Origin of the sequence: Leptotrichia sp. oral taxon 221 (assembly GCF_018128245.1) — a bacterium.
Lineage (GTDB): Bacteria > Fusobacteriota > Fusobacteriia > Fusobacteriales > Leptotrichiaceae > JABCPH02.
The window spans coordinates 529,611-552,629 of sequence record NZ_CP072378.1; the positions used below are offsets into that span (position 1 = coordinate 529,611).

The 23,019-nt window shown below is 29.6% G+C and carries 23 protein-coding genes; 19 read left to right on the plus strand and 4 right to left on the minus strand.

Going from position 1 to position 23,019, the window contains the following annotated elements; all coding sequences use genetic code 11:
* Positions 1-79 precede the first annotated feature (79 nt).
* The 4 genes from J4863_RS02435 (at position 80) to trpA (ending at position 3,133) form a co-directional block, all read left to right on the plus strand.
* A complete protein-coding gene (locus J4863_RS02435; RefSeq protein WP_249111553.1) occupies positions 80-733 on the plus strand; it encodes a phosphoribosylanthranilate isomerase in 654 nt (217 codons plus the stop codon).
* The gene (locus J4863_RS02440) at positions 726-1,106 is read left to right on the plus strand and encodes a hypothetical protein (RefSeq protein WP_211618890.1); all 381 of its coding nucleotides are present in this window, start codon (positions 726-728) and stop codon (positions 1,104-1,106) included. Before J4863_RS02435 ends, J4863_RS02440 begins: the two co-directional genes overlap by 8 nt.
* 67 nt (positions 1,107-1,173) lie before the next feature.
* On the plus strand, positions 1,174-2,373 hold the full coding sequence (gene trpB / locus J4863_RS02445; protein ID WP_211619288.1) for a tryptophan synthase subunit beta: 1,200 nt from the start codon (positions 1,174-1,176) through the stop codon (positions 2,371-2,373).
* Positions 2,366-3,133 (plus strand): tryptophan synthase subunit alpha, encoded by a 768-nt coding sequence (trpA, locus tag J4863_RS02450; protein WP_211618891.1) that lies wholly within the window; start codon positions 2,366-2,368, stop codon positions 3,131-3,133. Before trpB ends, trpA begins: the two co-directional genes overlap by 8 nt.
* 184 nt (positions 3,134-3,317) lie before the next feature.
* Here trpA and J4863_RS02455 read toward each other — a convergent pair whose 3' ends face one another.
* Genes J4863_RS02455 through J4863_RS02470 form a run of 4 tightly spaced genes read right to left on the minus strand, consistent with a single transcriptional unit; the run spans position 3,318 to position 6,616 of the window.
* Entirely contained in the window at positions 3,318-4,436 is a 1,119-nt protein-coding gene (locus J4863_RS02455; RefSeq protein ID WP_211618892.1) for a sodium ion-translocating decarboxylase subunit beta, read from the minus strand.
* A 30-nt stretch (positions 4,437-4,466) separates the two neighbouring features.
* The gene (locus J4863_RS02460) at positions 4,467-4,826 is read right to left on the minus strand and encodes a biotin/lipoyl-containing protein (RefSeq protein WP_211618893.1); all 360 of its coding nucleotides are present in this window, start codon (positions 4,824-4,826) and stop codon (positions 4,467-4,469) included.
* Positions 4,827-4,854: 28 nt separating this feature from the next.
* A complete protein-coding gene (locus J4863_RS02465) occupies positions 4,855-5,193 on the minus strand; it encodes an OadG family transporter subunit (RefSeq protein WP_211618894.1) in 339 nt (112 codons plus the stop codon).
* A 25-nt stretch (positions 5,194-5,218) separates the two neighbouring features.
* Positions 5,219-6,616, minus strand: coding sequence for an oxaloacetate decarboxylase subunit alpha (locus J4863_RS02470; protein ID WP_211618895.1), 1,398 nt, complete (start codon positions 6,614-6,616; stop codon positions 5,219-5,221).
* 496 nt (positions 6,617-7,112) lie between these two features.
* On the opposite strand from J4863_RS02470, the gene J4863_RS02475 reads away from it, so the two are divergent.
* The 15 genes from J4863_RS02475 to rlmB all read left to right on the plus strand — a co-directional run bounded on the left by J4863_RS02475 (position 7,113) and on the right by rlmB (position 23,016).
* Positions 7,113-8,780 (plus strand): AAA family ATPase, encoded by a 1,668-nt coding sequence (locus tag J4863_RS02475; protein ID WP_211618896.1) that lies wholly within the window; start codon positions 7,113-7,115, stop codon positions 8,778-8,780.
* A 26-nt stretch (positions 8,781-8,806) separates the two neighbouring features.
* Positions 8,807-9,790, plus strand: a complete 984-nt coding sequence (locus tag J4863_RS02480; protein ID WP_211618897.1) for a hypothetical protein — start codon at positions 8,807-8,809, stop codon at positions 9,788-9,790.
* A 54-nt stretch (positions 9,791-9,844) separates the two neighbouring features.
* Positions 9,845-10,582, plus strand: coding sequence for a helicase (locus J4863_RS02485; protein WP_249111554.1), 738 nt, complete (start codon positions 9,845-9,847; stop codon positions 10,580-10,582).
* Between the two features lie 84 nt (positions 10,583-10,666).
* Positions 10,667-10,897, plus strand: a complete 231-nt coding sequence (locus tag J4863_RS02490; protein ID WP_211618898.1) for a serine kinase — start codon at positions 10,667-10,669, stop codon at positions 10,895-10,897.
* Between the two features lie 21 nt (positions 10,898-10,918).
* Positions 10,919-11,404 (plus strand): hypothetical protein, encoded by a 486-nt coding sequence (locus tag J4863_RS02495; RefSeq protein ID WP_211618899.1) that lies wholly within the window; start codon positions 10,919-10,921, stop codon positions 11,402-11,404.
* A gap of 143 nt (positions 11,405-11,547) precedes the next feature.
* Positions 11,548-12,606: a biotin--[acetyl-CoA-carboxylase] ligase gene (locus J4863_RS02500; RefSeq protein ID WP_211618900.1), complete on the plus strand. Its 1,059-nt coding sequence runs from the start codon at positions 11,548-11,550 to the stop codon at positions 12,604-12,606.
* 48 nt (positions 12,607-12,654) lie between these two features.
* Positions 12,655-13,116: an RpiB/LacA/LacB family sugar-phosphate isomerase gene (locus tag J4863_RS02505; RefSeq protein WP_211618901.1), complete on the plus strand. Its 462-nt coding sequence runs from the start codon at positions 12,655-12,657 to the stop codon at positions 13,114-13,116.
* 303 nt (positions 13,117-13,419) lie between these two features.
* Positions 13,420-15,651, plus strand: coding sequence for a formate C-acetyltransferase (gene pflB, locus J4863_RS02510; RefSeq protein WP_211618902.1), 2,232 nt, complete (start codon positions 13,420-13,422; stop codon positions 15,649-15,651).
* A gap of 134 nt (positions 15,652-15,785) precedes the next feature.
* Positions 15,786-16,511, plus strand: a complete 726-nt coding sequence (gene pflA, locus J4863_RS02515; protein ID WP_211619290.1) for a pyruvate formate-lyase-activating protein — start codon at positions 15,786-15,788, stop codon at positions 16,509-16,511.
* Positions 16,512-16,594: 83 nt separating this feature from the next.
* Positions 16,595-17,908 (plus strand): nucleotidyltransferase family protein, encoded by a 1,314-nt coding sequence (locus J4863_RS02520; RefSeq protein WP_249111555.1) that lies wholly within the window; start codon positions 16,595-16,597, stop codon positions 17,906-17,908.
* A gap of 66 nt (positions 17,909-17,974) precedes the next feature.
* Complete coding sequence (locus tag J4863_RS02525) at positions 17,975-18,928, plus strand: alpha/beta hydrolase (RefSeq protein ID WP_211618903.1); 954 nt, start codon at positions 17,975-17,977, stop codon at positions 18,926-18,928.
* 101 nt (positions 18,929-19,029) lie between these two features.
* Complete coding sequence (locus J4863_RS02530) at positions 19,030-20,355, plus strand: MFS transporter (RefSeq protein ID WP_211618904.1); 1,326 nt, start codon at positions 19,030-19,032, stop codon at positions 20,353-20,355.
* A gap of 18 nt (positions 20,356-20,373) precedes the next feature.
* Positions 20,374-21,183 carry a transketolase gene (locus J4863_RS02535; protein WP_211618905.1) on the plus strand — a complete coding sequence of 270 codons (810 nt, stop codon included), beginning with the start codon at positions 20,374-20,376 and terminating at the stop codon, positions 21,181-21,183.
* A 12-nt stretch (positions 21,184-21,195) separates the two neighbouring features.
* Positions 21,196-22,122, plus strand: a complete 927-nt coding sequence (locus tag J4863_RS02540) for a transketolase family protein (RefSeq protein ID WP_211618906.1) — start codon at positions 21,196-21,198, stop codon at positions 22,120-22,122.
* Positions 22,123-22,317: 195 nt separating this feature from the next.
* A complete protein-coding gene (gene rlmB / locus J4863_RS02545; protein WP_211618907.1) occupies positions 22,318-23,016 on the plus strand; it encodes a 23S rRNA (guanosine(2251)-2'-O)-methyltransferase RlmB in 699 nt (232 codons plus the stop codon).
* The last annotated feature ends 3 nt before the right edge of the window (positions 23,017-23,019 follow it).

Here is a 23,019-nt window from a genome sequence, read left to right on the forward strand (position 1 = left end):
ATAATTTTGATAAAAAGTGGAAATTATTAAAAGTGAAAAATTGTATATTAATAAATTTAAATTTTTAGAGAGGAAAAAGTTGGAAGGAAAAGTTATTAAATTAAAGGTTTGTGGGATTCGTTCGATTGAGGAAATAGAAGAGTTGAAAAGTTTGGATATTGACTATTTTGGATGTATTTTTGCGAAAAGTCCGAGACAGGTAAGTGTGGAGTTGGCTAGGGAAATTACTGAGATTGCTCATAAGGCTGGGAAAAAAACAGTTGGAGTTTTTGTGAATGAGAGTGTTGAAAATATTTTAGAAATTGTTGCGAAAACTGGTATTGATTGTGTTCAATTGCATGGGAGCGAAACGCCTGAATATTGTTTGGAATTATCTAAAAAATTTGATAAAATGAATAGTGATAGAAAAATTAACATTTGGAAAGTTTTTTTAGTGAATGATGAATTTCCAAATATTGAGGATTATTTAGGATATATTGAGTATCCGTTATTCGATGCGAAAGGTGAAAATAGAGGTGGAAATGGAATTACATTTGATTGGAATATTTTGAAAGACTTGAAAGGTCAAAAATTTATTCTTGCTGGTGGACTTTCTAAAGAGAATATTGCTAATGCATTGGAATATTCTCCGACAATTTTGGATGTGAATAGTAGAGTTGAGGTTGAAGATAGGAAGAATAAGGGGTTAGTAGAGGAAATTATAAATTTGATAGGTGGAGATATTTTTGAATAAAGAAGAGAAAAATTTGGTGGAAGAGGTTTTAATGTTATTTTCACGATATGAAAAGAGAGCATTGAGAGCGTTTTTTAGATCGGCTGAAAATGAGAAAATTGACGTTTCTGAAATTGATGAGAAATTTGAGAAAATAGCTGAGAAAAGTCGAAGAAAAAAAGGATTATTGAATGATATTAAAAATCTTTATGTAAAACAATTTAGATTTTTGAAGAAAATTTTAAAATTGGACGCTAAGGAAAAGGAAATTTATAGAAGAGAGAGATTAAGATTGATTTTAAAAATTGAGAATTTGAGAGGTTTGAGAAAGCTTGACGAAAATACAAGTGAAATTTTCAATATGTTGGAATTTTATTTGGAAATGGAAAATTAATTTTGATTTATTTAATAATTTTGGAAGAAACTTGCTAGAAAGATAAAAGTTAGAAAAACAGAAGGAGATAAATATGGAAAATAAAAAATCTTATTTCGGAGAATTTGGAGGGCAATATGTTCCCGAAACTGTGATGACTGCGTTATTTGAGTTGGAAAAGGCGTATGAAGAATTGGAAGATGATAAGGAATTTCATGAGAATTTTGAGTACTTGTTGAAAAATTATGTTGGGAGAGAGACACCGCTTTATTATGCAAAAAATTTGAGCGATCATTATAATCAGGATATTTACTTGAAAAGAGAGGATTTGAACCATACTGGAGCACATAAAATTAATAATGCGTTGGGACAAGTTTTACTTGCGAAAAAAATGGGGAAAAAGAAAGTTATCGCTGAAACTGGGGCTGGACAACATGGGGTTGCGACTGCTACAGCTGCGGCACTTCTTGGGCTTGAATGCGATGTTTATATGGGAGCAGTTGACATTGAAAGACAAAAATTGAATGTGTTTAGAATGGAGCTTTTGGGAGCGAAAGTTGTTTCGGTTGAAGATGGGCTTAAAACGTTGAAAGAGGCGACTACTGCGGCAATTCAGGCTTGGGTTGCAGAAATTGAAACTGTATTTTATGTGATTGGTTCTGTTGTTGGACCACATCCTTATCCTACGATTGTTAGGGATTTTCAGTCGATTATTGGAAAAGAGGCTAGACATCAAATTGAAGATTTAGGGAAACATGCTGATCATGTTATTGCTTGTGTTGGTGGTGGAAGTAATGCGATTGGGATTTTTAGTGGATTTTTAGATGATGAAACTACGAAATTGTATGGTGTTGAAGCTGGAGGTCTTGGAATTGATACGGATATGCATGCGGCTACATTAACGCTTGGTAGTGAAGGTATTATTCATGGAATGAAAACTTATGTGTTGCAAAATAAATATGGACAAATTTTACCAGTTCACTCAATTTCGGCTGGACTTGATTATCCAGGGATTGGGCCTGAACATTCATATTTGCATGATATAAATAGAGCGATTTATGCACCAATTACAGATGATGAGGCGATGCAAGCATTGATCCTTGTTACGAGAAAAGAGGGAATCATTCCAGCTATTGAAAGTGCGCATGCTTTGGCGTATTTAGAAAAATTGTGTCCGACACTTTCAAAAGATAAGAGGGAAACAATAATTGTAAATGTTTCTGGACGTGGAGACAAAGATATGCACACAGTATTTTCAGTATTGAAGGGAGAAAATGTTCATGAATAGTATAAAACGTGTATTTGAAAGAAAAAAGCAAAATAATGAGAAAACAAATATTGGGTATGTTGTTGCAGGGTATCCTAGTGTAGATTTTACGAAAAATTTTCTTTCTAATTTAGATAAAACAAATATTGATATTTTGGAAATTGGAATTCCGTATTCGGATCCATTAGCAGATGGAAAATTGATTTCAGAGGCTTCTTTTAAGGCATCTCAAGCTGGAGTTACGACAGATACAGTTTTTGAATTGTTGACAGAAGTGAAGGATAAAGTTTCAAAACCACTTGTATTTTTGGTTTATTATAATTTGATTTTTTCTTATGGAATTGATAATTTCTTGAAAAAATGTACAGAAAGCAATATTCAAGGATTGATTATTCCAGATTTGCCGTATGAGGAATCAAAAGATTTATATGAAAAGACAAAAGAAAATAGTATAGATTTAATTCCATTGGTGAGCGTGACTTCTCAAAATAGAATTTCAAAAATTTCATCTCATGGAAGCGGATTTGTTTATGCGATTGGGTCACTTGGAGTTACAGGATCAAAACAAGTTGATTTGCCAAGACTTGAGAAATTTATTGAAAATATACGAACTCAAACAAATTTACCAGTATCATTAGGATTTGGAATAAAAAATAATAACGATGTAAAAAGAATGCGTCAATTTGCTGATGGTGTAATAATTGGGACAAGTATTGTGGATTTGACTACTTCGAATAATTTGGAATATACGATTAGTGAAATTAATAAATTTTTTGAGTAATTGAGTAATAAAGTTTTAAATATGGTACCATATCCAGAGATTGTAATTCTTAGATAGTTAAATTTTTATGTGATATATGTAATAGTAGTAGAACTTAATTCATTCAATATTTAATAATTAAAAAAATTCGATAATCTAAAAAATGTGATTTAATTTAGCTTTATCGAATTTTTTATACTAAAATTTATTTAAAAATAATTAACAATGCTCCAGCTGCTACAGCCGAACCAATTACTCCAGCTACATTTGGTCCCATTGCGTGCATTAATAGGAAGTTGCTTGGATTTTCTTCTTGTCCAACTTTTTGAACAACTCTAGCTGCCATCGGAACGGCTGAAACCCCTGCTGCTCCGATCATCGGATTAATTTTTCCACCACTGAATTTGCACATTATTTTTCCAAATAATACACCTCCAACAGTTCCCATCGCAAATGCAAATAGTCCCAAAGCGATAATTCCCAATGTTTTCACATTTAAAAATGTTTGTGCATTAGCAGTTGCTCCAACAGTAGTTCCCAAAACAATTGTTATGATATACAACATCGCACCTCTCGCATGATCAACTAAATTTGGTACAACTTCAGATTCTTTGATTAAATTACCAAGCATCAACATTCCGATTAATGAAGCTGCTGATGGAACCAATAAAATTACCAAAATTGTTACAACTATTGGAAATATTATTTTCTCTTTTTTACTTACTTCCCTTAATTGAATCATTTTTATTTGTCTTTCTTTTTTCGTTGTCAATAATTTAATAATCGGTGGCTGAATTACAGGTACCAAAGCCATATATGAGTAAGCTGCTACAGCTATTGGTCCTAGCATGTGTGGTGCCAATTTTGAAGTTGTGTAAATTGCTGTCGGTCCATCTGCTCCTCCAATTATTCCAATAGAAGCGGCTTCTTTTCCAGTAAATCCTAATAAAATTGCACCAATAAATGCTGTAAATATCCCCAATTGTGCGGCTGCTCCCAGCAACAAACTTTTTGGATTAGCGATTAATGGTCCAAAATCCGTACTCGCTCCAATCGCTAAAAATATCAATGGCGGATAAATCCCTAATTTTACACCTTGATACAAATAATACAACAACCCACCTTTTTCCATAATTCCTTCATTTGGAACACCAGGCAAATTAGCTAAAAGCATTCCAAAAGCTATCGGTAGCAACAAATAAGGCTCGTATTCCCTTTTTATTGCCAAATATAATAATAATAACGCTACGATAATCATAATAGTTTGTTGAAAAGTCAACATTGATAATCCTGTAGTACCGTAAAGGGTATTTAATAAATTCATATTCGATCTCCTTTCATTTTTAGCTGGTTTTTATTCAATAGTAACCAAAGCACTTCCTGTTTCTACAGTATCCCCTTTCGCAACATTGATACTTTGAATAATTCCATCTTTAGGAGCAACAATTGGATTTTCCATTTTCATTGCTTCAATAATTACTAAGTTTTCCCCAGCCTTTACTTTTTGTCCAACAGTCACTTCAACGCTAAGAACAAGACCTTGCAATGGTGCTGTTACCACTTCTCCACCAGCTGAAGATGATGAAGCAACAGAAGAATTTTCTTTAGTTTGAACAGGTTTATTCACCTCAATTTTTCCTTCTTTTTCTGAAACAGCCTCAACCTCTACTTCGTACACTTTTTCCCCAATTTTTATTTTATATATTTTTATCATAATCCTAACATCCTTTCATAATTGTTTATTAATTTAATTCCTTTATAGATTTTACTCGAATATAAGCATTTGGAGTATTTCCAGCAGCTTCCATAACTGCCACTGCAACAGCAGCTAACATTCTGTCATCTTTAATATCTTCAGCACTAATCTTTTTAACTTGTTTTTTTGTTTGACTTACTGAAGGAGTTACTACAGTCTTTTTATTTTCTTTAGAAACAGTGTTTTTTTCAGTTGGAATGAATTTTAGCAATGATAATAAGAACGAAATAAGAATCAAAACTAAAAATACAATTGCCATACTTACAATTGAAATAAATATTGCATCACCAAATCCAACATGATTATTCCCATACATTATATTCATTTTTTCTCCTTTCAATTAATAATTTTTAAAAAATAACATTAATAACTTGCTCTTCTATTTTTTTCTCTTTTCCAATTTTTTCAGGCTTATCCCGATTTTCCAAGTAAGTTTTAGCAACTTGTGGAAACATCGCATACATCAATACATCTTCATCTGACTTAGCCAAGTCCCCAATCTCTTGTTTAATTTTATCATACTCATTTTCAATCAAGTCAGCTGGTCTTCCATTAAAAATCTCATCATCTCCAATAATTATTTTTTTCATCTCATCAGAAATTGGAACAGGCGATTTTCCATAGAATCCTTTTACATAATCCTTAATTTCTTTAGGAATCATCTTGTAACGACTTCCTGTCAAAACATTGAACACAGATTGTGTCCCAACCATTTGGCTCAATGGTGTTACTAATGGTGGATATCCCAAATCAGCCCTAACTTTCGGAATTTCCCTTAACACATCTTCATATTTATTCTCAGCTTTTTGTGCCTTCAATTGCGATAACATATTTGAAAGCATTCCACCTGGCAACTGATATTCCACAATATTAGGCTCTGTAAACAACGCTTGTGGATTTAAATCTCCACATTCCAAATGTTTTTTTCTAATAGGCTTAAAGTACTCAGCAATTTCCTTCAAAAGTTCTAAATCCAATCCAGTATCAAATTCTGTCCCTTGCAAAGTTCTTACCAATGATTCAGTCGCAGGTTGTGAAGTCCCGCTCGAAAATGGAGACATCGCAGTATCCACAATATCAACCCCAGCTTCAATCGCCTTAATACAAGTCATTTCCCCCAATCCAGCAGTCGTATGCGTATGAATTTCAATCGGAACTTTTACAGTTTTTTTCAATTCTTTCACTAATTCATAAGCCCTATACGGCAACAAAATTCCCGACATATCTTTAATCGCAATTGAATCAGCCCTCAATTCTTCCATTTCCTTCGCCAAATTTTTATAATATTCAATCGTATGAACTGGACTAATTGTATAACAAATCGCCAATTGAGCATGAGCCCCATATTTTTTAGTACTTTCACAAGCCTGTCTAATATTTCTGACATCATTCAACGCGTCAAAAATTCTTATCACATCAATTCCGTTCTCTACTGATTTTTGCACAAATTTATCAACAATATCATCTGCATAATGACGATATCCCAATAAATTTTGTCCTCTTAAAAGCATTTGCAATTTCGTATTTTTTGCTCTCTTTTTAATTTCTCTCAATCTTTCCCAAGGATCTTCCTTCAAAAATCTAATTGATGCATCAAAAGTTGCCCCTCCCCACACTTCCAATGCCTCAAATCCAACTTTATCCAATTTTTCAACAATCGGTAACATTTCCGCCGTCGACATCCTAGTAGCCATTAGAGATTGATGAGCATCTCTTAAAATCGTATCCGTTAATTTAACCTTTCCCATTTTTTTACCTCCTTATAACCTCAAGCCTCATAAACAGCCCCTTAATTCATATTACTTAACAATAATTTTATGCACATATCAAACAATTATTTTTATTTTATAAAACTCCCTACAAAATAATTATACCCCCTTTTTCTTTTAAGTAAAGTTATTTTAAAGAATAAAATTTTAGAGGGTATACAGGAGTAATATTTTTTAATGGAAAATTTTATGGAAATTTAGTGAAATTATGAGTAATGGTAGTTATTAAATGCAGATAAAATTATTTTTATTGGTATTCTAGTCTAATGTTCACTATTTTTATAACATTGTTAACATAACAAATATCGAATATACTTTATGATCATAAAAGTCCGCTCTTAAAAAGTCAGACAAGAGATTTTGAAATAAAAAACTAAAAGTACAAAAGAGCGTTTAAATAGCTTTATTTTAAATATCAAGTTGTGGTATAATTAATATATTGAAATTCAAAGAAAATAAAAGAGGGCATGATTTTATGAGAACAAAAGCTGTTCCTGTGGGGATTGAAGATTTTGAAAGAATAATAAATGAAGATTATTATTATGTAGATAAAACGATGTTAATAGAAGAATTATTGATAAACAGAGCTCCTGTGACACTTTTTACAAGACCTCGACGATTTGGAAAAACATTGAATATGTCAATGATTAGATACTTTTTTGATGTTAAAAATAAAAAGGAAAATAGAAAACTTTTTGAAAATTTGAAAATATATAATAGTGAATATATGAGTGAGCAAGGAAAATATCCTGTAATTTTCATTTCACTGAAGGATTTAAAGGGAGATACTTGGGAGAAATGTTTTGAAAATCTAAAAAAAACAATGTATAAAATTTTTAATAAATATGAATTTGTGAGAGAAAAATTAAATATTGTTGAAAAAAGACAATTTGATAAAATTTGGGAAATGAGAGATAGCAAACAAAGTTTTAAAACCTCACTCCTAGATTTGTCAAATTACTTAAATAAATATTATGGAGAAAAAGTCATAATTTTAATAGATGAATACGATGCTCCAATAATAAATGCTTTTGATAAAGGATATTACAATGAAGCAATGAACTTTTTTCAAATATTTTACAGTTCAGCATTAAAGACTAATAATTCTTTGAAATATGGTGTTTTAACAGGTATAACAAGGGTTATAAAAGAAGGAATGTTCTCTGGTTTAAATAATCTTTATGTAAATACAATTTTAAGTAAGGATTATTCAGAATATTTTGGATTTCTTGAAAGCGAAGTGATTGAAATGCTTGAGTATTTTGATATGAAGTATAAAATTGAAGAAGTTAGGGAATGGTATAATGGATATATCTTTGGAGAAAGTAAAGTATATAATCCCTGGTCCATTGTAAATTATGTAAGAAAAAAAGAAATTAAAGCATATTGGGCAAACGTTTCGGGAAATACATTTTTAGAAAATATGATTGATTATTCGGGAGAAAGTGTTTATGAAGATTTAAAACGGTTTACTGATGGAGAAAGTATTGAAAAATATATTTCTGATGGAACAACAATAAAAAGTCTTTTAAGTAACGACGATGAGATATGGCAATTACTTTTATATAGTGGGTACTTAACAAAAGATGAAAAACAAAAAGAAATAGAAGTAACTTCAGAATATACAGATGTTTATAACTTGAGAATTCCAAATAAGGAAATACGGAAATATTTTGGTAATATGTTTTTAAACAGATTTTTTGGAACAGAAGTAAAAACAAATATTTTGATAAAAGCGCTTGAAAATGGAGATATTAAAAAATTTGAAAAGACATTGGGAGAAATAATGATAAATATGTTGAGTCATTTTGACTTGGATAAGGAAATGGAAAAGATTTATCAAGTGTTTATGATAGGGCTTGTAGGATTTTTGATGGGAAAATATGAAATTATTTCAAATGATGAAAGCGGATATGGAAGATATGACCTTGCAATGATTCCAATAAAAAGTAACGAAAAAGCCTATCTTATGGAATTTAAAATATCGAAGACGAAAAAGGGAATGGAAGAGAAAGCACAGAAGGCGTTGAAACAGATTGATGAGAAGAAATATGATACGAGATTGAAGGCAAGAGGGATAAGGAATATTTTGAAGATTGGGGTTGCGTTTTATGGGAAAGAAGTGAAGGTTGTTTTTAAATAGAGGTTTAAGTAAAGGTGGGAAATAAAGTGAGTTTAAAAAAAATAAAAGAAAATTTTTTTGAAAATTTAAAAATGAATAAATTTGATTTATTAGTAACAGTAATTAATGAAATAGGTAATTTTCCATATATAATGTCAGATATATATTTTAATAATGAAAAAGTAAGAAGTGGAGAATATCAAGGATTAGGTATAAATATCGGGTGGAATGATGAAGATGAGACAGCATTGTATATTTTTGAATATGAAAATGAAATAGAAGATATAGAAAGGGTATATTATACTTATGAAGAGATGTTATGTTATCTTTTAATGTATCACTTGCAACATATGAATGAATATTCTGATATGATAGCTTTTGTAGAGCAGGAATTTTTAAATTATGTCAATCATATAGATGAATCAAAAAAATATAAAATAAATATGGATTTAAATAGTATATTTGAAAGAGACAGATTAAGAAATTTTTTAATTAATTATGTCAAAAAAGAAAATCAATACAATATCGGAGCTATAAATTTTCATAAAAAAAAGATAGGATATTCAGATATAAATATACTAAAGAGATTTCTATCATATTTATTAGGGAAAGATGTATTAAAAGAGTTTTTATCTAATCCACAAAAAAAATTTGGAATAAATCTAAAAAATTATTTTATTGATGATGGATATAATGAAATTTATAAGTTAACTATAGATAAATTGAGTATAAATATTGAATATTACTGTAGAGGTATGGGGTCTAATGGAAAATTGTTAGTTGGAGAACGTGGAATATTTTATGGAGATAGAAAAAGTTCTGATAAGTATATCAGTGATTTTATAACAAAAAAAGAAGCAGAAATATTAATTTCAGAAAAATATAAAAATGAAAGAGAAAAGGAAAATGTAGAAATAATTTCTAAAAAAGACTTTTTGAAAGAACTTGAAATTATTGTTAATGCTTATGAAGATATTTATAATGATAATGAAGTTCAGGAAATGTTTGAAAACTTTAAAGAAAATTTTTAGAAGAGAGAGTGTCCAGAATTTTGTGTAAATTCAAAATCTAAAATATAAATTAAGATGGCACCCCATTATCTTGATTTTATAAATTCTACGAAAGGAAATAAAGAAATGAAGGAAGTAGAAAGAACAATTCACTTATACAGAAAAGTAGACGTAAATGAATCAATGGAAGAAAGACATGAGAAAGTTATGGAAGGACTGTCAAAACTGGAAGCACCTTTAGGATTGAAAGATAGTGAAATTCCAGAAATACCTGACTTTGGGACAGAACTGGTATGTTTTTATGATGCTAAAAATATTAAAACTAAAGGTGTTTCAATAGAAGGTGTATATAGGTGGAGAGGACTTAAATATGTAGTCTGGGATGAGTTACGTTATGAATTTAAGATAACATATAAGTTGATAGACTATAAGAAAATAATATATGATGATCTTCCAAAAGTAATAAATATTTTTGATCCTTATATTGCTGATGTTTTTGTTTCCCCAAGTTATTCGATTGCTTATAAAGAAAGCTATAAATCAGAAATTTTAAAATTAGAGGAAAAAGGGTTAAAAGAACTTCAAGATGTATTATTTACACTATCTCCAGTGATGTACTTCAATGAAGAAAGTTATAATAAGCTGATAAAAGTACCAAAGGAAGAGCTTCTAGAAAGACTTAAGGGGAAAGCAAAGGTAGTGATGCTACTTGAAAAGGGTATATACATTATCTTTAATGACAAGGCAGATATTACTTATGAAGAATTTGTGGAAATGAATAATATATTTAAGCCATTACTGGGATTAATTTAAAATAGAGTTATAGAAATATTTAATTTCAAGTTTTTTAGGAAAAGAAGAAAATTTTGAAAGCTATTACAAGAGGAGGTATAAAACATGGAACGCAATAAAATAAAAAAAGTATATATGCTATATCATGAAACAGAAAGAAATAACGATGGGAAGTTAATAGGATTTTTTTCAACAAGAGAAAAAGCAGATATTGAGAAGGAAAAGTATATAAAAATGAAAGGTTTCAAAGATTTTCCAGAAGGATTTAAAATAAAAACACTGACTATTGGAAAGAGCTATTATACAAAAGGATTTAAATCGAAAGCTATAAAGTAAACATGAAAATGAGGTAAATATATGAATATATGGGTTTTGTCACATCAATATGATTATGGAGATTTATGTGATAAATACAAGTGGGATGAGGAAGGTAGAATATTAGGAGTTTATTACACAAAAAAAGAAGCTTTAAAATCATTAATTGAATATCAAAAAATAAAAGGATTTAGTTCACATTTAGATGGTTTTTGTATAGAGAAATGTAAACTTGATAAAAATTTAGGTTGGGAAGGTGGATTTGAAACAACTTATTATAGTGAAGTAAAAAATAATAATAATTTATTCCAAGAAATAAAAAATGATTCGCAAAAAAAAATATATTTAGTAGGTCATTTTCATTACATAAATAATAAACTTGATAAAAAATTTAGGATTTTATCAATATGTTCTTCTAAAAAAGAAGCAAAAATAAAAATTAAAAAATATCAAAAAATAAAAGGATTTTCTTCTTATATTTCTAATTTTTATATAGAAGAATACATTTTGGATGAAGTAGAAAAATAGGCATAGGTAAATAATTTAAAGTATTAAATTGTTCATAAAAATTTTGGATGATCATTGTTATAAAAAGCAGCGATTATTTTGAATATCCGTAATTTTATGTAAACAATAAATTATATGAAGATTGAAAAAATAAAGGAGGCAATATGAAATTATATAAATTTAATGAACTAGATTCGACAAATAAATATTTGAAAAAAAATCACAAATCATATGAAGAATATGATATTATTTCTGCTAAAAATCAAACACATGCAAAAGCTAGAAGGGGAAATGTTTGGTTTTCGAGTGAAGGGATGGCACTTTTTACTTTTTATATTAATCCAAAAGAAAATTTTAATGTTAATGAATATTTGAAATTACCGTTAGTTGCTGGGGTTGCAGTAATTAATGGATTGAAAAAAATAGAGCCATTAGATTACAAGTTTAAGTGGACGAATGATATTTATTTGAATGACAGAAAATTGACTGGGATTCTTTTGGAAAAGGCAGATGACAAATATTTTGTTGGAATTGGGATAAATATTAATAATATTTTGCCAAATGAAGTAAAAAATGTAGCGATTTCGATAAATTCTGTTACACAAAAAACATATGATATTGACGAAATTATTTTGTCGATAGTGACAGAATTTTCTGAATTAGTAAAAAAATTGGAAAATGGTTCTTGGAATGAAATATTGAGTGAGATTAATGAATTAAATTATTTGAAAGATAAACAGATTACATTGAAAATAGATGAAAAAACAGTTTCAGGAATTGCTAAAAATATTGATTCTGATGGTAGGCTTGAAATTTTATATGATAATGAAATACATCATTTTTCGATTGGAGAAGTTTTGAAAGAGAGAATCATTACTGTTTTAACAAATGAAAATTCTTCTCTTGAAAATTTAGAAAGGTTAAAAAATTTGGGTTATGATCCGATTGGAGTGTACTTTTTCGATTCTAACAATAATCAAGATGATCTTCAAAAGATAGAAAATTTTACTTTTGAAAATAAAATTAAGTTTGAAAAAGTTTTTATGGAAAATGGTCTTAAAAATGAAGGAGAGAATGAAAATTTAGTTAATGAAGAATTTTTAGAGAAGGTTGATTTTTTCTGTAAAAAATATAGAACTAATTGTATTTCAATTGAAAAAAAATTCACTAATGAAAAATTGTTAAATTATGTTGAAATGAAAGAATTAAAATTGTATAATTAGATGAAAAAGATAGATTATTTTGAAGTGAAATAATGAGGAGATGGTGTTATGAAAATAGCAATGGCTGGAGATCATGCTGGGTTTGCCTTGAAAAAAGAAATAAAAGAAATGTTGGAAAAAGAAGGACATGAAATTGTTGATTTTGGACCTTTTAGTGAAGAAGGGTGCGATTTGCCTGATTTTATCTATCCTGCGTCACTTGCAGTTAGTAAAGGTGAAGTTGATAGAGGAATTTTTATTGATGGAGTTGGGTATGGAAGTGCATTGATTGCGAATAAAATTTATGGTGTCTATGCAGCAGTTTGTCAAGATCCTTTCTGTGCTGGGTTGGCTCGTTCGCATTCGAATACGAATGTACTTTGTTTAGGAGGAAAAATAATAGGTTCAGCAATTGCCCAAGAAATCGTAAAAACTTGGATGACGACTGAATATCTTTCTGATAATCCAAGATATACAAAAAGAGTGGATAAAGTTATCGAAATTGCAGAAAAACATATAAAAAATATATAAAACTTATGTTAAAAAAGTTTTTGGTATATAATAGTTTTTGTTAAAAAAAGAACTTGAAAAAATGTCAAAAAAATGTTTGCTTTTCAGAAAATATGGGGTATAATATCTTTGTAATAAGGATAATATTGGAATTAATTCAATTGAATTTATTAATTACATTAGAATATTTGGAAAAATAAAAAATTTTCAAAAATTCTATATCGTGGAGATATCAATTTACAGATTAAAAATTACAAAAGATAATTCACATAATTATAATTAAAAATATTTGTTTAAAAATAAGAAAGGAAGTGCTAGAAAATAATGGAAGCATGGAGAGGTTTTAAAGAAGGAAATTGGAATAAGGTAAACGATGTTACGGACTTTATTAGATTAAATTACACTGAATATACAGGAGATGAATCTTTCTTAGAAGGTCCAACAGAAGCAACAACTGCTTTATGGAAAAATTTATCTGAAAAATTCAAAGTTGAAAGAGAAAAAGGGATTTATGATACAGAAACTAAAATTCCTTCTCAAATTGATGCTTACGGACCAGGATATATTGATAAAGATTTGGAAAAAATAGTTGGTTTACAAACTGATGCACCTTTAAAAAGAGCAATCTTCCCTAATGGTGGATTAAGAATGGTTAAAAATAGTTTGGAAGCTTTTGGATACAAATTAGATCCTGAAACTGAAGAAATTTATACTAAATATAGAAAAACTCATAATGATGGAGTGTTCTCAGCTTATACTGATGAAATCAAAAAAGCTAGACATACAGGAATAATCACTGGATTGCCTGATGCGTATGGAAGAGGAAGAATTATCGGAGATTACAGAAGAGTTGCTTTATACGGAGTTGACAAATTAATCGAAGAAAGACAAGCTGAATTCAAAAAACGTGATTCAAGTGAAATGACAGAAGAATTAATTAGAGTTAGAGAAGAAATCTTTGAACAAATTAAAGCATTAAAAGCATTAAAAAGAATGGCAGCATCATATGGATTTGATATTTCAAAACCAGCATCTAACGCACAAGAAGCTATTCAATGGTTGTATTTCGCTTACTTAGCAGCAACTAAAGATCAAAATGGAGCTGCAATGAGTATCGGAAGAACTTCTACTTTCTTAGATATTTATATTGAAAGAGACTTAAAAGAAGGAACTTTAACTGAAAAAGAAGCACAAGAATTAATGGATCATTTCGTAATGAAATTAAGAATTATTAGATTCTTGAGAACACCTGAATATGATGCATTATTCTCTGGAGATCCAGTTTGGGTAACAGAATCAATCGGTGGAATTGGATTAGATGGAAGATCATTAGTAACTAAAAATAGTTTCAGAATTTTACATACATTATACAACATGGGAACATCACCTGAACCAAACTTAACTGTATTATGGAGTGAAAACTTACCAGAAGCATGGAAAAAATTCTGTGCAAAAGTTTCAATTGATACTTCATCAGTTCAATATGAAAACGATGATATCATGAGACCTCAATTTGGAGACAACTATGGAATCGCATGTTGTGTATCTCCAATGACTATTGGACATCAAATGCAATTCTTTGGAGCAAGAGTTAACTTACCAAAAGCATTGTTATATGCAATTAATGGTGGTAAAGATGAAAGATACAAAGAATATGTATTACCAGAAGGAATGTTAGAACCAATTACATCAGAATACTTAGACTTCGATGAAGTTTGGGCTAAATATGATAAAATGTTAGACTGGTTAGCAGAAACTTATGTTAAAGCATTAAATATTATTCACTACATGCATGATAAATATTCTTATGAAGCTTTAGAAATGGCTTTACATGATGTTGACATTAGAAGAACAGAAGCATTTGGAATTGCAGGAATTTCAATTGTTGCAGATTCATTAGCATCTATTAAATATGGTAAAGTAAAAGTTGTTAGAGATGAAGATGGAGATGCAGTTGATTATATCCAAGAAGGAGAATATGTTCCATTTGGAAACAACGATGATAGAACTGACCAATTTGCAGTAGATATCGTAAGAATCTTCATGGATAAAATTAGAAGCCACAAAATGTATAGAAATGCAATACCAACTCAATCAGTATTGACAATTACTTCAAACGTAGTATATGGTAAGAAAACAGGAAATACACCTGATGGAAGAAAAGCTGGAGCGCCATTTGGACCAGGAGCAAACCCTATGCATGGAAGAGATACAAGAGGAGCAGTAGCTTCATTGGCATCAGTAGCTAAATTACCATTTGAACACGCAAATGATGGAATTTCTTACACATTTGCTATAACACCTGAAACTTTAGGTAAAAATATTGAAGAGAAAAAAGCTAACTTAGTAGGATTAATGGATGGATACTTCAATCAAACAGGACATCACTTGAATGTAAACGTATTCGGTAGAGAATTGTTAGAAGATGCTATGGAACATCCTGAAAACTACCCTCAATTAACAATAAGAGTTTCTGGATATGCAGTAAACTTTGTTAAATTGACAAGAGAACAACAATTAGATGTTATTAACAGAACAATTTCAAACAAAATGTAATAAAAAAGTAGTATATGTGTAAGATTGTTATGTTGTAAAATATGAAAAATGTCGCATAGTTTCATAAATATGAGTTATGCGGCATTATTTTCTTAAAAGAGAAATAATAGAAGAAAAGAGGTTTTATCATGGGAATAAAAGGTTACATACATTCTTTTGAATCTTTTGGAACGAAAGATGGACCAGGAATAAGATTTGTGCTGTTTTTACAAGGATGTCCACTTAGATGTTTGTATTGTCATAATGTGGATACATGGGATATAAGTGATAGAAAATTTATGATGGAACCTGAAGAGGTTATGCATGAAATATTGAAAGTAAAAGGATTTATAAAGACAGGAGGAGTGACTATTTCTGGTGGAGAGCCATTGATTCAGCCTGATTTTGTGAAAGAAGTATTCAAATTATGTAGAGAAAATGGGATTCATACGGCACTTGATACATCGGGATACATTTTTAATGAGAAAGCGAAAGAAGTTTTAGAGTATACTGATTTAGTCTTACTTGATATAAAACATATAAATCCTGCTAAATATAAGACTTTGACGTCGGTAAGATTAGAGCATACGTTGGAATTTGCTAAATATTTGAATAGCATTGATAAGCCTGTTTGGGTTAGATATGTTTTAGTTCCAGGGTATTCTGATGATGAGGATGATTTGCATGAATGGGCGAAATTTGTATCGCAGTTTAAAAATGTGAAGAGGGTTGATATTTTGCCGTTTCATCAAATGGGACAATTTAAGTGGGAAAAGGTTGGAAAAGAGTATAAATTGAAGGATACTCCGACACCTACTCGAGAGCAAATTCAAAAAACAGAAGAAATATTTAAGCAATATGGTTTAAATGTAGGAATATAATTTTTGTAAAATAATGCGTAAAATTTGTGATAGCAATTTTTTACACATTATTTTTTTTAAATAAAAATACATATTGATAAATTTTGTGGTATAATATAAACGGAGGTATAAAAATTGGGAAGAAAATAGGAATAGTTGTAGAATATAATCCTTTTCACAATGGACATTTGTATCAAATTGAAAAAATAAGAGAAAAATTTGGGAATGAAGCTTTGTTGGTTGTTGTAATGAGTGGAGATTTTGTACAGCGAGGGGAGTTTTCATTTTTTAATAAGTGGGAAAAAACGGAAGTCGCTTTGAAAAATGGAGTCGATATTGTTGTGGAATTGCCACTTTATTATTCTATACAAAATGCAGAGATTTTTTCAAAAATGGCAACTAGAATTTTAGAATATTTGGATTTAGATATTCAAGTTTTTGGAGCGGAAAGTAATGAAATTGAGAAATTAGAGAATGTGATAGAGTTGCAAGAAGAGATTGCTTATAAGAAAAAATTGATGGAGTATATGAAACAAGGAAATAGTTATGGGACTTCGCAAAAAAAGGCATTGGAAGAATATAGACTTGGAAATCTTGTAAAATCAAATAACATTTTAGCATTGGAATACATGAGAGAGATGAAAAATTCTAAACTGCGAATAAAACCTTATATTATAAAGCGTGAAGTTTCTGAATATAATGAAAATAAAGTTGAAGATTCACGAGAAAAGTTTGCGAGTGCGTCATTTATACGGTCTGAAATTGAAAATTATCAAACCGATGATAAAGAAAAATTATTGAAATTGAAGGAATTTGTACCGATAGAAACTTTTGAAATTTTAAAAAATAAAGTGTTAAAGGTTGATGTGAAAAAAGAGGTTTTTAAATTATTTAAGTATAAATTTCTGATTTCTGAAAGAGAAGAGATTTTAAAAATTTATGATATGACAGAAGAAATATATTCTAGAATATTCTCAAAATTGAAAAATTCAAAGGATTTGAAGGAGTTTTTAAAAAATATGAAATCTAGAAATTTTTCTGGAAAGAGGATAGAGCGACTGATGTTAAATGTTGTTTTGAATATAAAAAAAGAGGTTTTAGATTTTGAGATTGAATATGTTAGAGTGTTGGGATTTAATCGAAAAGGTCAAGAATATTTGAAAAAGTTGAAGAATAGTGAGAAAATGAAAAAAGTATTTGTGAATTGGAAGGATATTGAGAAAAATAAAGGAGATCGGATTTCTTGTAACGAAAAAGGAAATTTAGAAGTAAAAGATTTTTTTGATTATAAAAAAGAAGAGATAAATAATGAAAAAATCAATTATTTAAAAATAGAAGTTGAAAAAATGGGATTTTTACTGAAGGAATTGTTTTTTGGAGAGAGTGAAAGATTGAATCCAGTGGTAAGAAAATCATAGTTAAAGATTAAAAATATTTATAAAATTAGTTTTTTGGAAAAGAATAAAAATTAATTAGGAGGCGGAATGGGAGTATTAGAAATAATAAATGTCTTATTTATGATATTTTTCTTCGTGATAGCTTATATATCAGTAAGATATTTTATAAATCAGATTGAGAAATATCCGAGAGTTACGCATGAAGAAGTTTATGATAGTAAAAAATTGAGAAAAAAATATAATCTTGAAGAAGGTAAGGCAAATCCACTAGATTATGGTTATAATTATAAAGATGTTGCATATAAGTCTGGAAAATTAAATTTGTATGGTTGGTTAATAGAATCGAAAAATGCTAATAAAACTATGATTATTTGTCATGGTAGAGGTGTTAATAGACTTTGTTCGTTACAATATTTACAACTTTTGAAGGATGCTAATTTGGATAAAGATTATAATATTTTTATACCAGATTTTAGAAATTCTGGTGCTTCTGATGAAGCGAGAACAAAATTAGGGTATAATTTTGCTCAAGATATTCTTCATACGATGGAAATGTTGAAAGACAAGTATGGGCTGAACAATTTTACGTTATATGGATTTTCGCAAGGTGCAATGGGAGCGGCAATTGTATCGAAATTACATGTTGATTCATTGAGAAAAAAAGGACTTAAGGTTGATAAATTGATTTTAGATAGTCCAATATCGAATGTTAAAAAGAGAATTAAACAAGATGCAAAAAAAAGAAAAGTGCCTAAATTTATAGTTAGTATTATAACTAGAATTTTTAATTTTAGAGTGGGTAATCATTTGGAAAAACTTCGATTATCGTATTTGTTAAAAAGGGTGCCAACTTTAATATTACAAACAAAAAATGATAAAGCAACAACTTATGGAATGTTAATGGAAGAGTATAATAAAATAGCACAAAATTCGAATGTTCAATTAAAGGTGTTTGAAAAGGGTGCACATATAAGAATTTATGCTGAACCTGAATACAAAGAAGAATATACTAAAATTGTGGCTGATTTTCTTAGAAGTTAGGGAAATCATTTCTAATTAATAATTTTAAAAATTAAATTAAAAAAATTGAATTTGAGAAATTAATTATTAACAATTTATTCAAAAATAAGAGGAGTTGAAGAATGTCTAAAAACATTTCAAGATTAACGAAAAAATCATATTGGTTTTATGGATTAGGTGTTTCGTATTTCATAATTGACCAACTGTATAATCAGTGGTTGCAGTATTATTATTTGCCACCAAATACTGAAAAAAGTTTAACACCGTTATTAAAACCACAATATTTGATAATAGCATTTATTTTTGCAAGATTGATAGATGCAGTTTCAGATCCAGTAGTTGGTTATCTTTCAGATAATTCAAAATCTAAATTTGGAAAACGGTCATTTTTCATGATGATAGGAGGAATTCCATTAGGATTGTTGACAATAATGTATTTCTATCCAGTGAAATCTTCTCAAATTGCGACGCTTGTGTATTTATCGATAGTTGGAGGACTATATTTTACGGCATATACACTGGTTGCGGCACCGTATAATGCGTTAATTCCTGATTTGGCTAATACAAAAGAAGAACGGTTAAATTTATCAACGGTTCAATCTACGTTTAGGTTAATCTTTACAGGGATAGCAATGGTATTGCCAGGAATCTTAATAGCAAAATTAGGAAATGGAAATACTGAGGCTGGAATTAGAAAAACAGTAATTTTATTAACAGTTTTAGCAATTTTAGGAATTTATTTATGTATATTTTTCTTAAAAGAAAAGGATCTAACTGCAAAAAAAGAAAAGAAAAGATCACTTTCTTTTGGAAATTCATTAAAATATATATTTGAAAAAGAAATTTTGCTTTATTTTGGAGGATTTTTCTTTTTTTTCAGTGGTTTTAACATACTTAGAGGAGTGCTAACTTACTACTTAACGATAGTTATGGGAAGACCAATAGCACAATTGACTTTGGTGTCGGTGATTTTATTTGGAGTTGCGGGATTATTTTTCCCAATTACAAATAAATGGGGTAAAAAATATTCGTATAAAAAAATATTGGTATTAGATATTGCATTTCTAATGGTAGGTTCGTTTGGACTGCTTTTTATAACAAAAGAATTGTCAAAATGGGCTTATTTAATGTTTGTTATTTGTGGAATAGGACTTAGTGGATCGGCGTTTATTTTTCCACAAGCTATGTTAAGTGAGATTTCTGCAGAAATTTCAGAGAGAAAAAAAGTTGGACTGGAAGGATTTTTATTTGGAATACAAGGATTATTTCTAAAATTATCATTTTTAGTTCAACAAGTTGCGGTTTCGATTGTAATTGTGTTTGGAAGTCAAAAGTCTGTGACAGGATTGAAAACAGCAACTGATTTAGGAGTTAGAAGTACACTTATAGTAGCATTTATTTTGTTCGGAATATCGTTGTTTTTTTATAATTTAAAGAAAGAAGATTAAAAATTTATGGAGGTTTTTATGGAAATTAATGAATTGCAAGCAATAGCAAAAGGTTTAAGAAGAGACATTGTTGAAATGATTTACAGAGCAAAATCTGGACATCCAGGAGGATCGTTATCAATCGCAGACATTTTAACAGTATTATATTGGAAAGAAATGAATGTAGATCCAAAAAATCCTAAAATGGAAAATAGAGATAGATTTGTTTTAAGTAAAGGACATGCTGCACCAGCTCTTTATGCTGTATTGATGGAAAAAGGATTTGCGAGTAAAGATTTAATTCCTACTCTTAGAAGATGGCATTCACCATTGCAAGGACATCCTGATATGAAAAAATTACCAGGTGTTGAAATGTCAACAGGTTCATTAGGACAAGGATTATCAGCTGCTAATGGAATGGCTTTAAGTGCTAAAATTTACAAAAATGATTACAGAGTTTACACAATTTTAGGAGATGGAGAATTACAAGAAGGTCAAGTTTGGGAAGCGGCAATGACTGCGGCTCATTACAAATTGGATAATTTAGTAGCTTTCGTTGATAGTAATAATTTACAAATTGATGGAAATGTAACAGATGTAATGAATGTTGCACCAGTAGCTGCTAAATTTGAAGCATTTAACTGGAATGTAATCGAAATTGATGGACATAACTATGAAGAAATAATTGCTGCATTAGAAAAAGCAAGATCTGTAAAAGGAAAACCAACTGTAATCGTGGCTCACACTGTTAAAGGAAAAGGAGTTTCATTTATGGAAAATAACGCTGGATTCCATGGAGCTGCTCCAAATGAAGATGAATACAAACAAGCAATGGAAGAATTAAAATAGGAGGAATCGAGAATGGAAAAAAAATCAACAAGACAAGCATATGGAGAAGCTTTAGCTAAATTAGGAAAAGAAAATGAAAATGTAGTAGTATTAGAAGCAGATTTGTCAAAATCAACAATGACAGCATACTTTAAAAAAGAATTTCCAGAAAGACATATAAATGTTGGGATTGCAGAAGCTGATTTAATTGGAACAGCAGCTGGATTCGCTACAACTGGTAAAATACCTTTTGCATCAACATTTGCACTTTTTGCAGCAGGTAGAGCATATGACCAAATTAGAAACAGCGTTGCATACCCTAAATTAAATGTTAAAATTTGTCCTACTCACGCAGGAGTATCTTTAGGAGAAGATGGTGGATCTCACCAATCAGTAGAAGATTTAGCTTTAATGAGAGCAATTCCTGGAATGGTAGTTTTATCGCCAGCTGATGCAGTTGAAACTGAAAAAATGATTTTTGCAGCAGCTGAATACGAAGGACCAGTTTATGTAAGATTAGGAAGATTGAATATTCCAGTATTATTCGATGACAACTATAAGTTTGAAATTGGAAAGGCTGTAACATTAACTGAAGGAAATGATGTGGCAATCTTAGCAACAGGATTAATGGTTTACGAAGCAACTGAAGCTGCAAAACAATTAGCAGAACAAGGAATCAAAGCAAGAGTAGTTAACGTTTCAACAATTAAACCATTAGACGAAGAAACTGTATTAAAAGCAGCAAAAGAATGTAAATTTATCGTAACAAGTGAAGAACACTCAGTAATTGGTGGATTAGGAAGTGCTGTGTCAGAATTTTTATCAGAAAACCATCCAACGAAAGTCATCAAACACGGAATTCAAGATGTATTTGGACAAAGTGCTGATGGAGATACAATGTTGAATAACTATAAATTGAGAGCGAAAGATATTGTAGAAGTAGTTTTGAGAAATAGATAGAATGAGAAATTTTTAGGAACGAGTAGAAGTGCTCGTTCTTTTTTTGTCTTTACTTTACCTCCAAATAATGATAAACTATTAAAGGAAAGTAAAGAAAATCACTTTTGAAAAAGAAAATAAAAGTTTGAAAGAGTTAAAATAAAGATAAGATAAAAAAATTATAAAAATTAGTGAAAATAGAGAAAGAGGTAAAAAATGCAAAAAATAATTGGAATAAATCCTGTTACAGAGGCTTTGAGATCAGATAAAAATATTGAAAAGCTGGAAGTTTATAAAAAGATAAAAAAAGATACGATAAAAGAAATTTTGAATTTGGCGAGTAAAAGAAATATTAAGGTTTTTTATACAGATAGACGGACTGAAAATTCTCAAGGAGTTGTTGCGTTAGTATCGGATTTTGATTATTATATTGATTTTGTTGAGTTTTTGGAAAAGGTTTTACAAAAGAAAAAATCTAGAATTGTAATTTTAGATCAAGTTCAGGATCCGAGAAATTTTGGTGCGATTATAAGAAGTGCTGAATGTTTTGGTGTAGATGGAATAATCATTCAAGATAGAAATAGTGTAAAAGTGACTGAAACTGTTGTGAAATCTTCGACTGGAGCGATTGAATATGTTGATATCGTAAAAGTAACAAATATTTCTGACACAATAGATAAATTAAAACAATACGGTTATACAGTTTATGGTGCAGAAGCAAATGGAGAAACTTACTATTATGAAGAAAAATATCCAGAAAAAACATGCCTAGTTTTAGGAAGTGAAGGAAATGGAATGAGAAAAAAAGTGAGAGAACATTGCGATAAAATTGTAAAAATTCACTTAGAAGGGAAAATAAATTCACTAAATGTTTCAGTAGCTGGGGGAATTTTATTATCGGAAATTGCTAAATAAGAA

Excerpts from the sequence above, each read along its gene's own strand:
- trpA (WP_211618891.1), top strand. The coding sequence starts at position 2,366 with ATGAATAGTATAAAACGTGTATTTGAAAGAAAAAAGCAAAATAATGAG.
- J4863_RS02455 (WP_211618892.1), bottom strand. The coding sequence starts at position 4,436 with ATGAATTTATTAAATACCCTTTACGGTACTACAGGATTATCAATGTTG.
- J4863_RS02460 (WP_211618893.1), bottom strand. The coding sequence starts at position 4,826 with ATGATAAAAATATATAAAATAAAAATTGGGGAAAAAGTGTACGAAGTA.
- J4863_RS02465 (WP_211618894.1), bottom strand. The coding sequence starts at position 5,193 with ATGAATATAATGTATGGGAATAATCATGTTGGATTTGGTGATGCAATA.
- J4863_RS02470 (WP_211618895.1), bottom strand. The coding sequence starts at position 6,616 with ATGGGAAAGGTTAAATTAACGGATACGATTTTAAGAGATGCTCATCAA.
- J4863_RS02475 (WP_211618896.1), top strand. The coding sequence starts at position 7,113 with ATGAGAACAAAAGCTGTTCCTGTGGGGATTGAAGATTTTGAAAGAATA.
- J4863_RS02485 (WP_249111554.1), top strand. The coding sequence starts at position 9,845 with ATGGCACCCCATTATCTTGATTTTATAAATTCTACGAAAGGAAATAAA.
- J4863_RS02490 (WP_211618898.1), top strand. The coding sequence starts at position 10,667 with ATGGAACGCAATAAAATAAAAAAAGTATATATGCTATATCATGAAACA.
- J4863_RS02495 (WP_211618899.1), top strand. The coding sequence starts at position 10,919 with ATGAATATATGGGTTTTGTCACATCAATATGATTATGGAGATTTATGT.
- J4863_RS02500 (WP_211618900.1), top strand. The coding sequence starts at position 11,548 with ATGAAATTATATAAATTTAATGAACTAGATTCGACAAATAAATATTTG.
- J4863_RS02505 (WP_211618901.1), top strand. The coding sequence starts at position 12,655 with ATGAAAATAGCAATGGCTGGAGATCATGCTGGGTTTGCCTTGAAAAAA.
- pflB (WP_211618902.1), top strand. The coding sequence starts at position 13,420 with ATGGAAGCATGGAGAGGTTTTAAAGAAGGAAATTGGAATAAGGTAAAC.
- J4863_RS02525 (WP_211618903.1), top strand. The coding sequence starts at position 17,975 with ATGGGAGTATTAGAAATAATAAATGTCTTATTTATGATATTTTTCTTC.
- J4863_RS02530 (WP_211618904.1), top strand. The coding sequence starts at position 19,030 with ATGTCTAAAAACATTTCAAGATTAACGAAAAAATCATATTGGTTTTAT.
- J4863_RS02535 (WP_211618905.1), top strand. The coding sequence starts at position 20,374 with ATGGAAATTAATGAATTGCAAGCAATAGCAAAAGGTTTAAGAAGAGAC.
- J4863_RS02540 (WP_211618906.1), top strand. The coding sequence starts at position 21,196 with ATGGAAAAAAAATCAACAAGACAAGCATATGGAGAAGCTTTAGCTAAA.
- rlmB (WP_211618907.1), top strand. The coding sequence starts at position 22,318 with ATGCAAAAAATAATTGGAATAAATCCTGTTACAGAGGCTTTGAGATCA.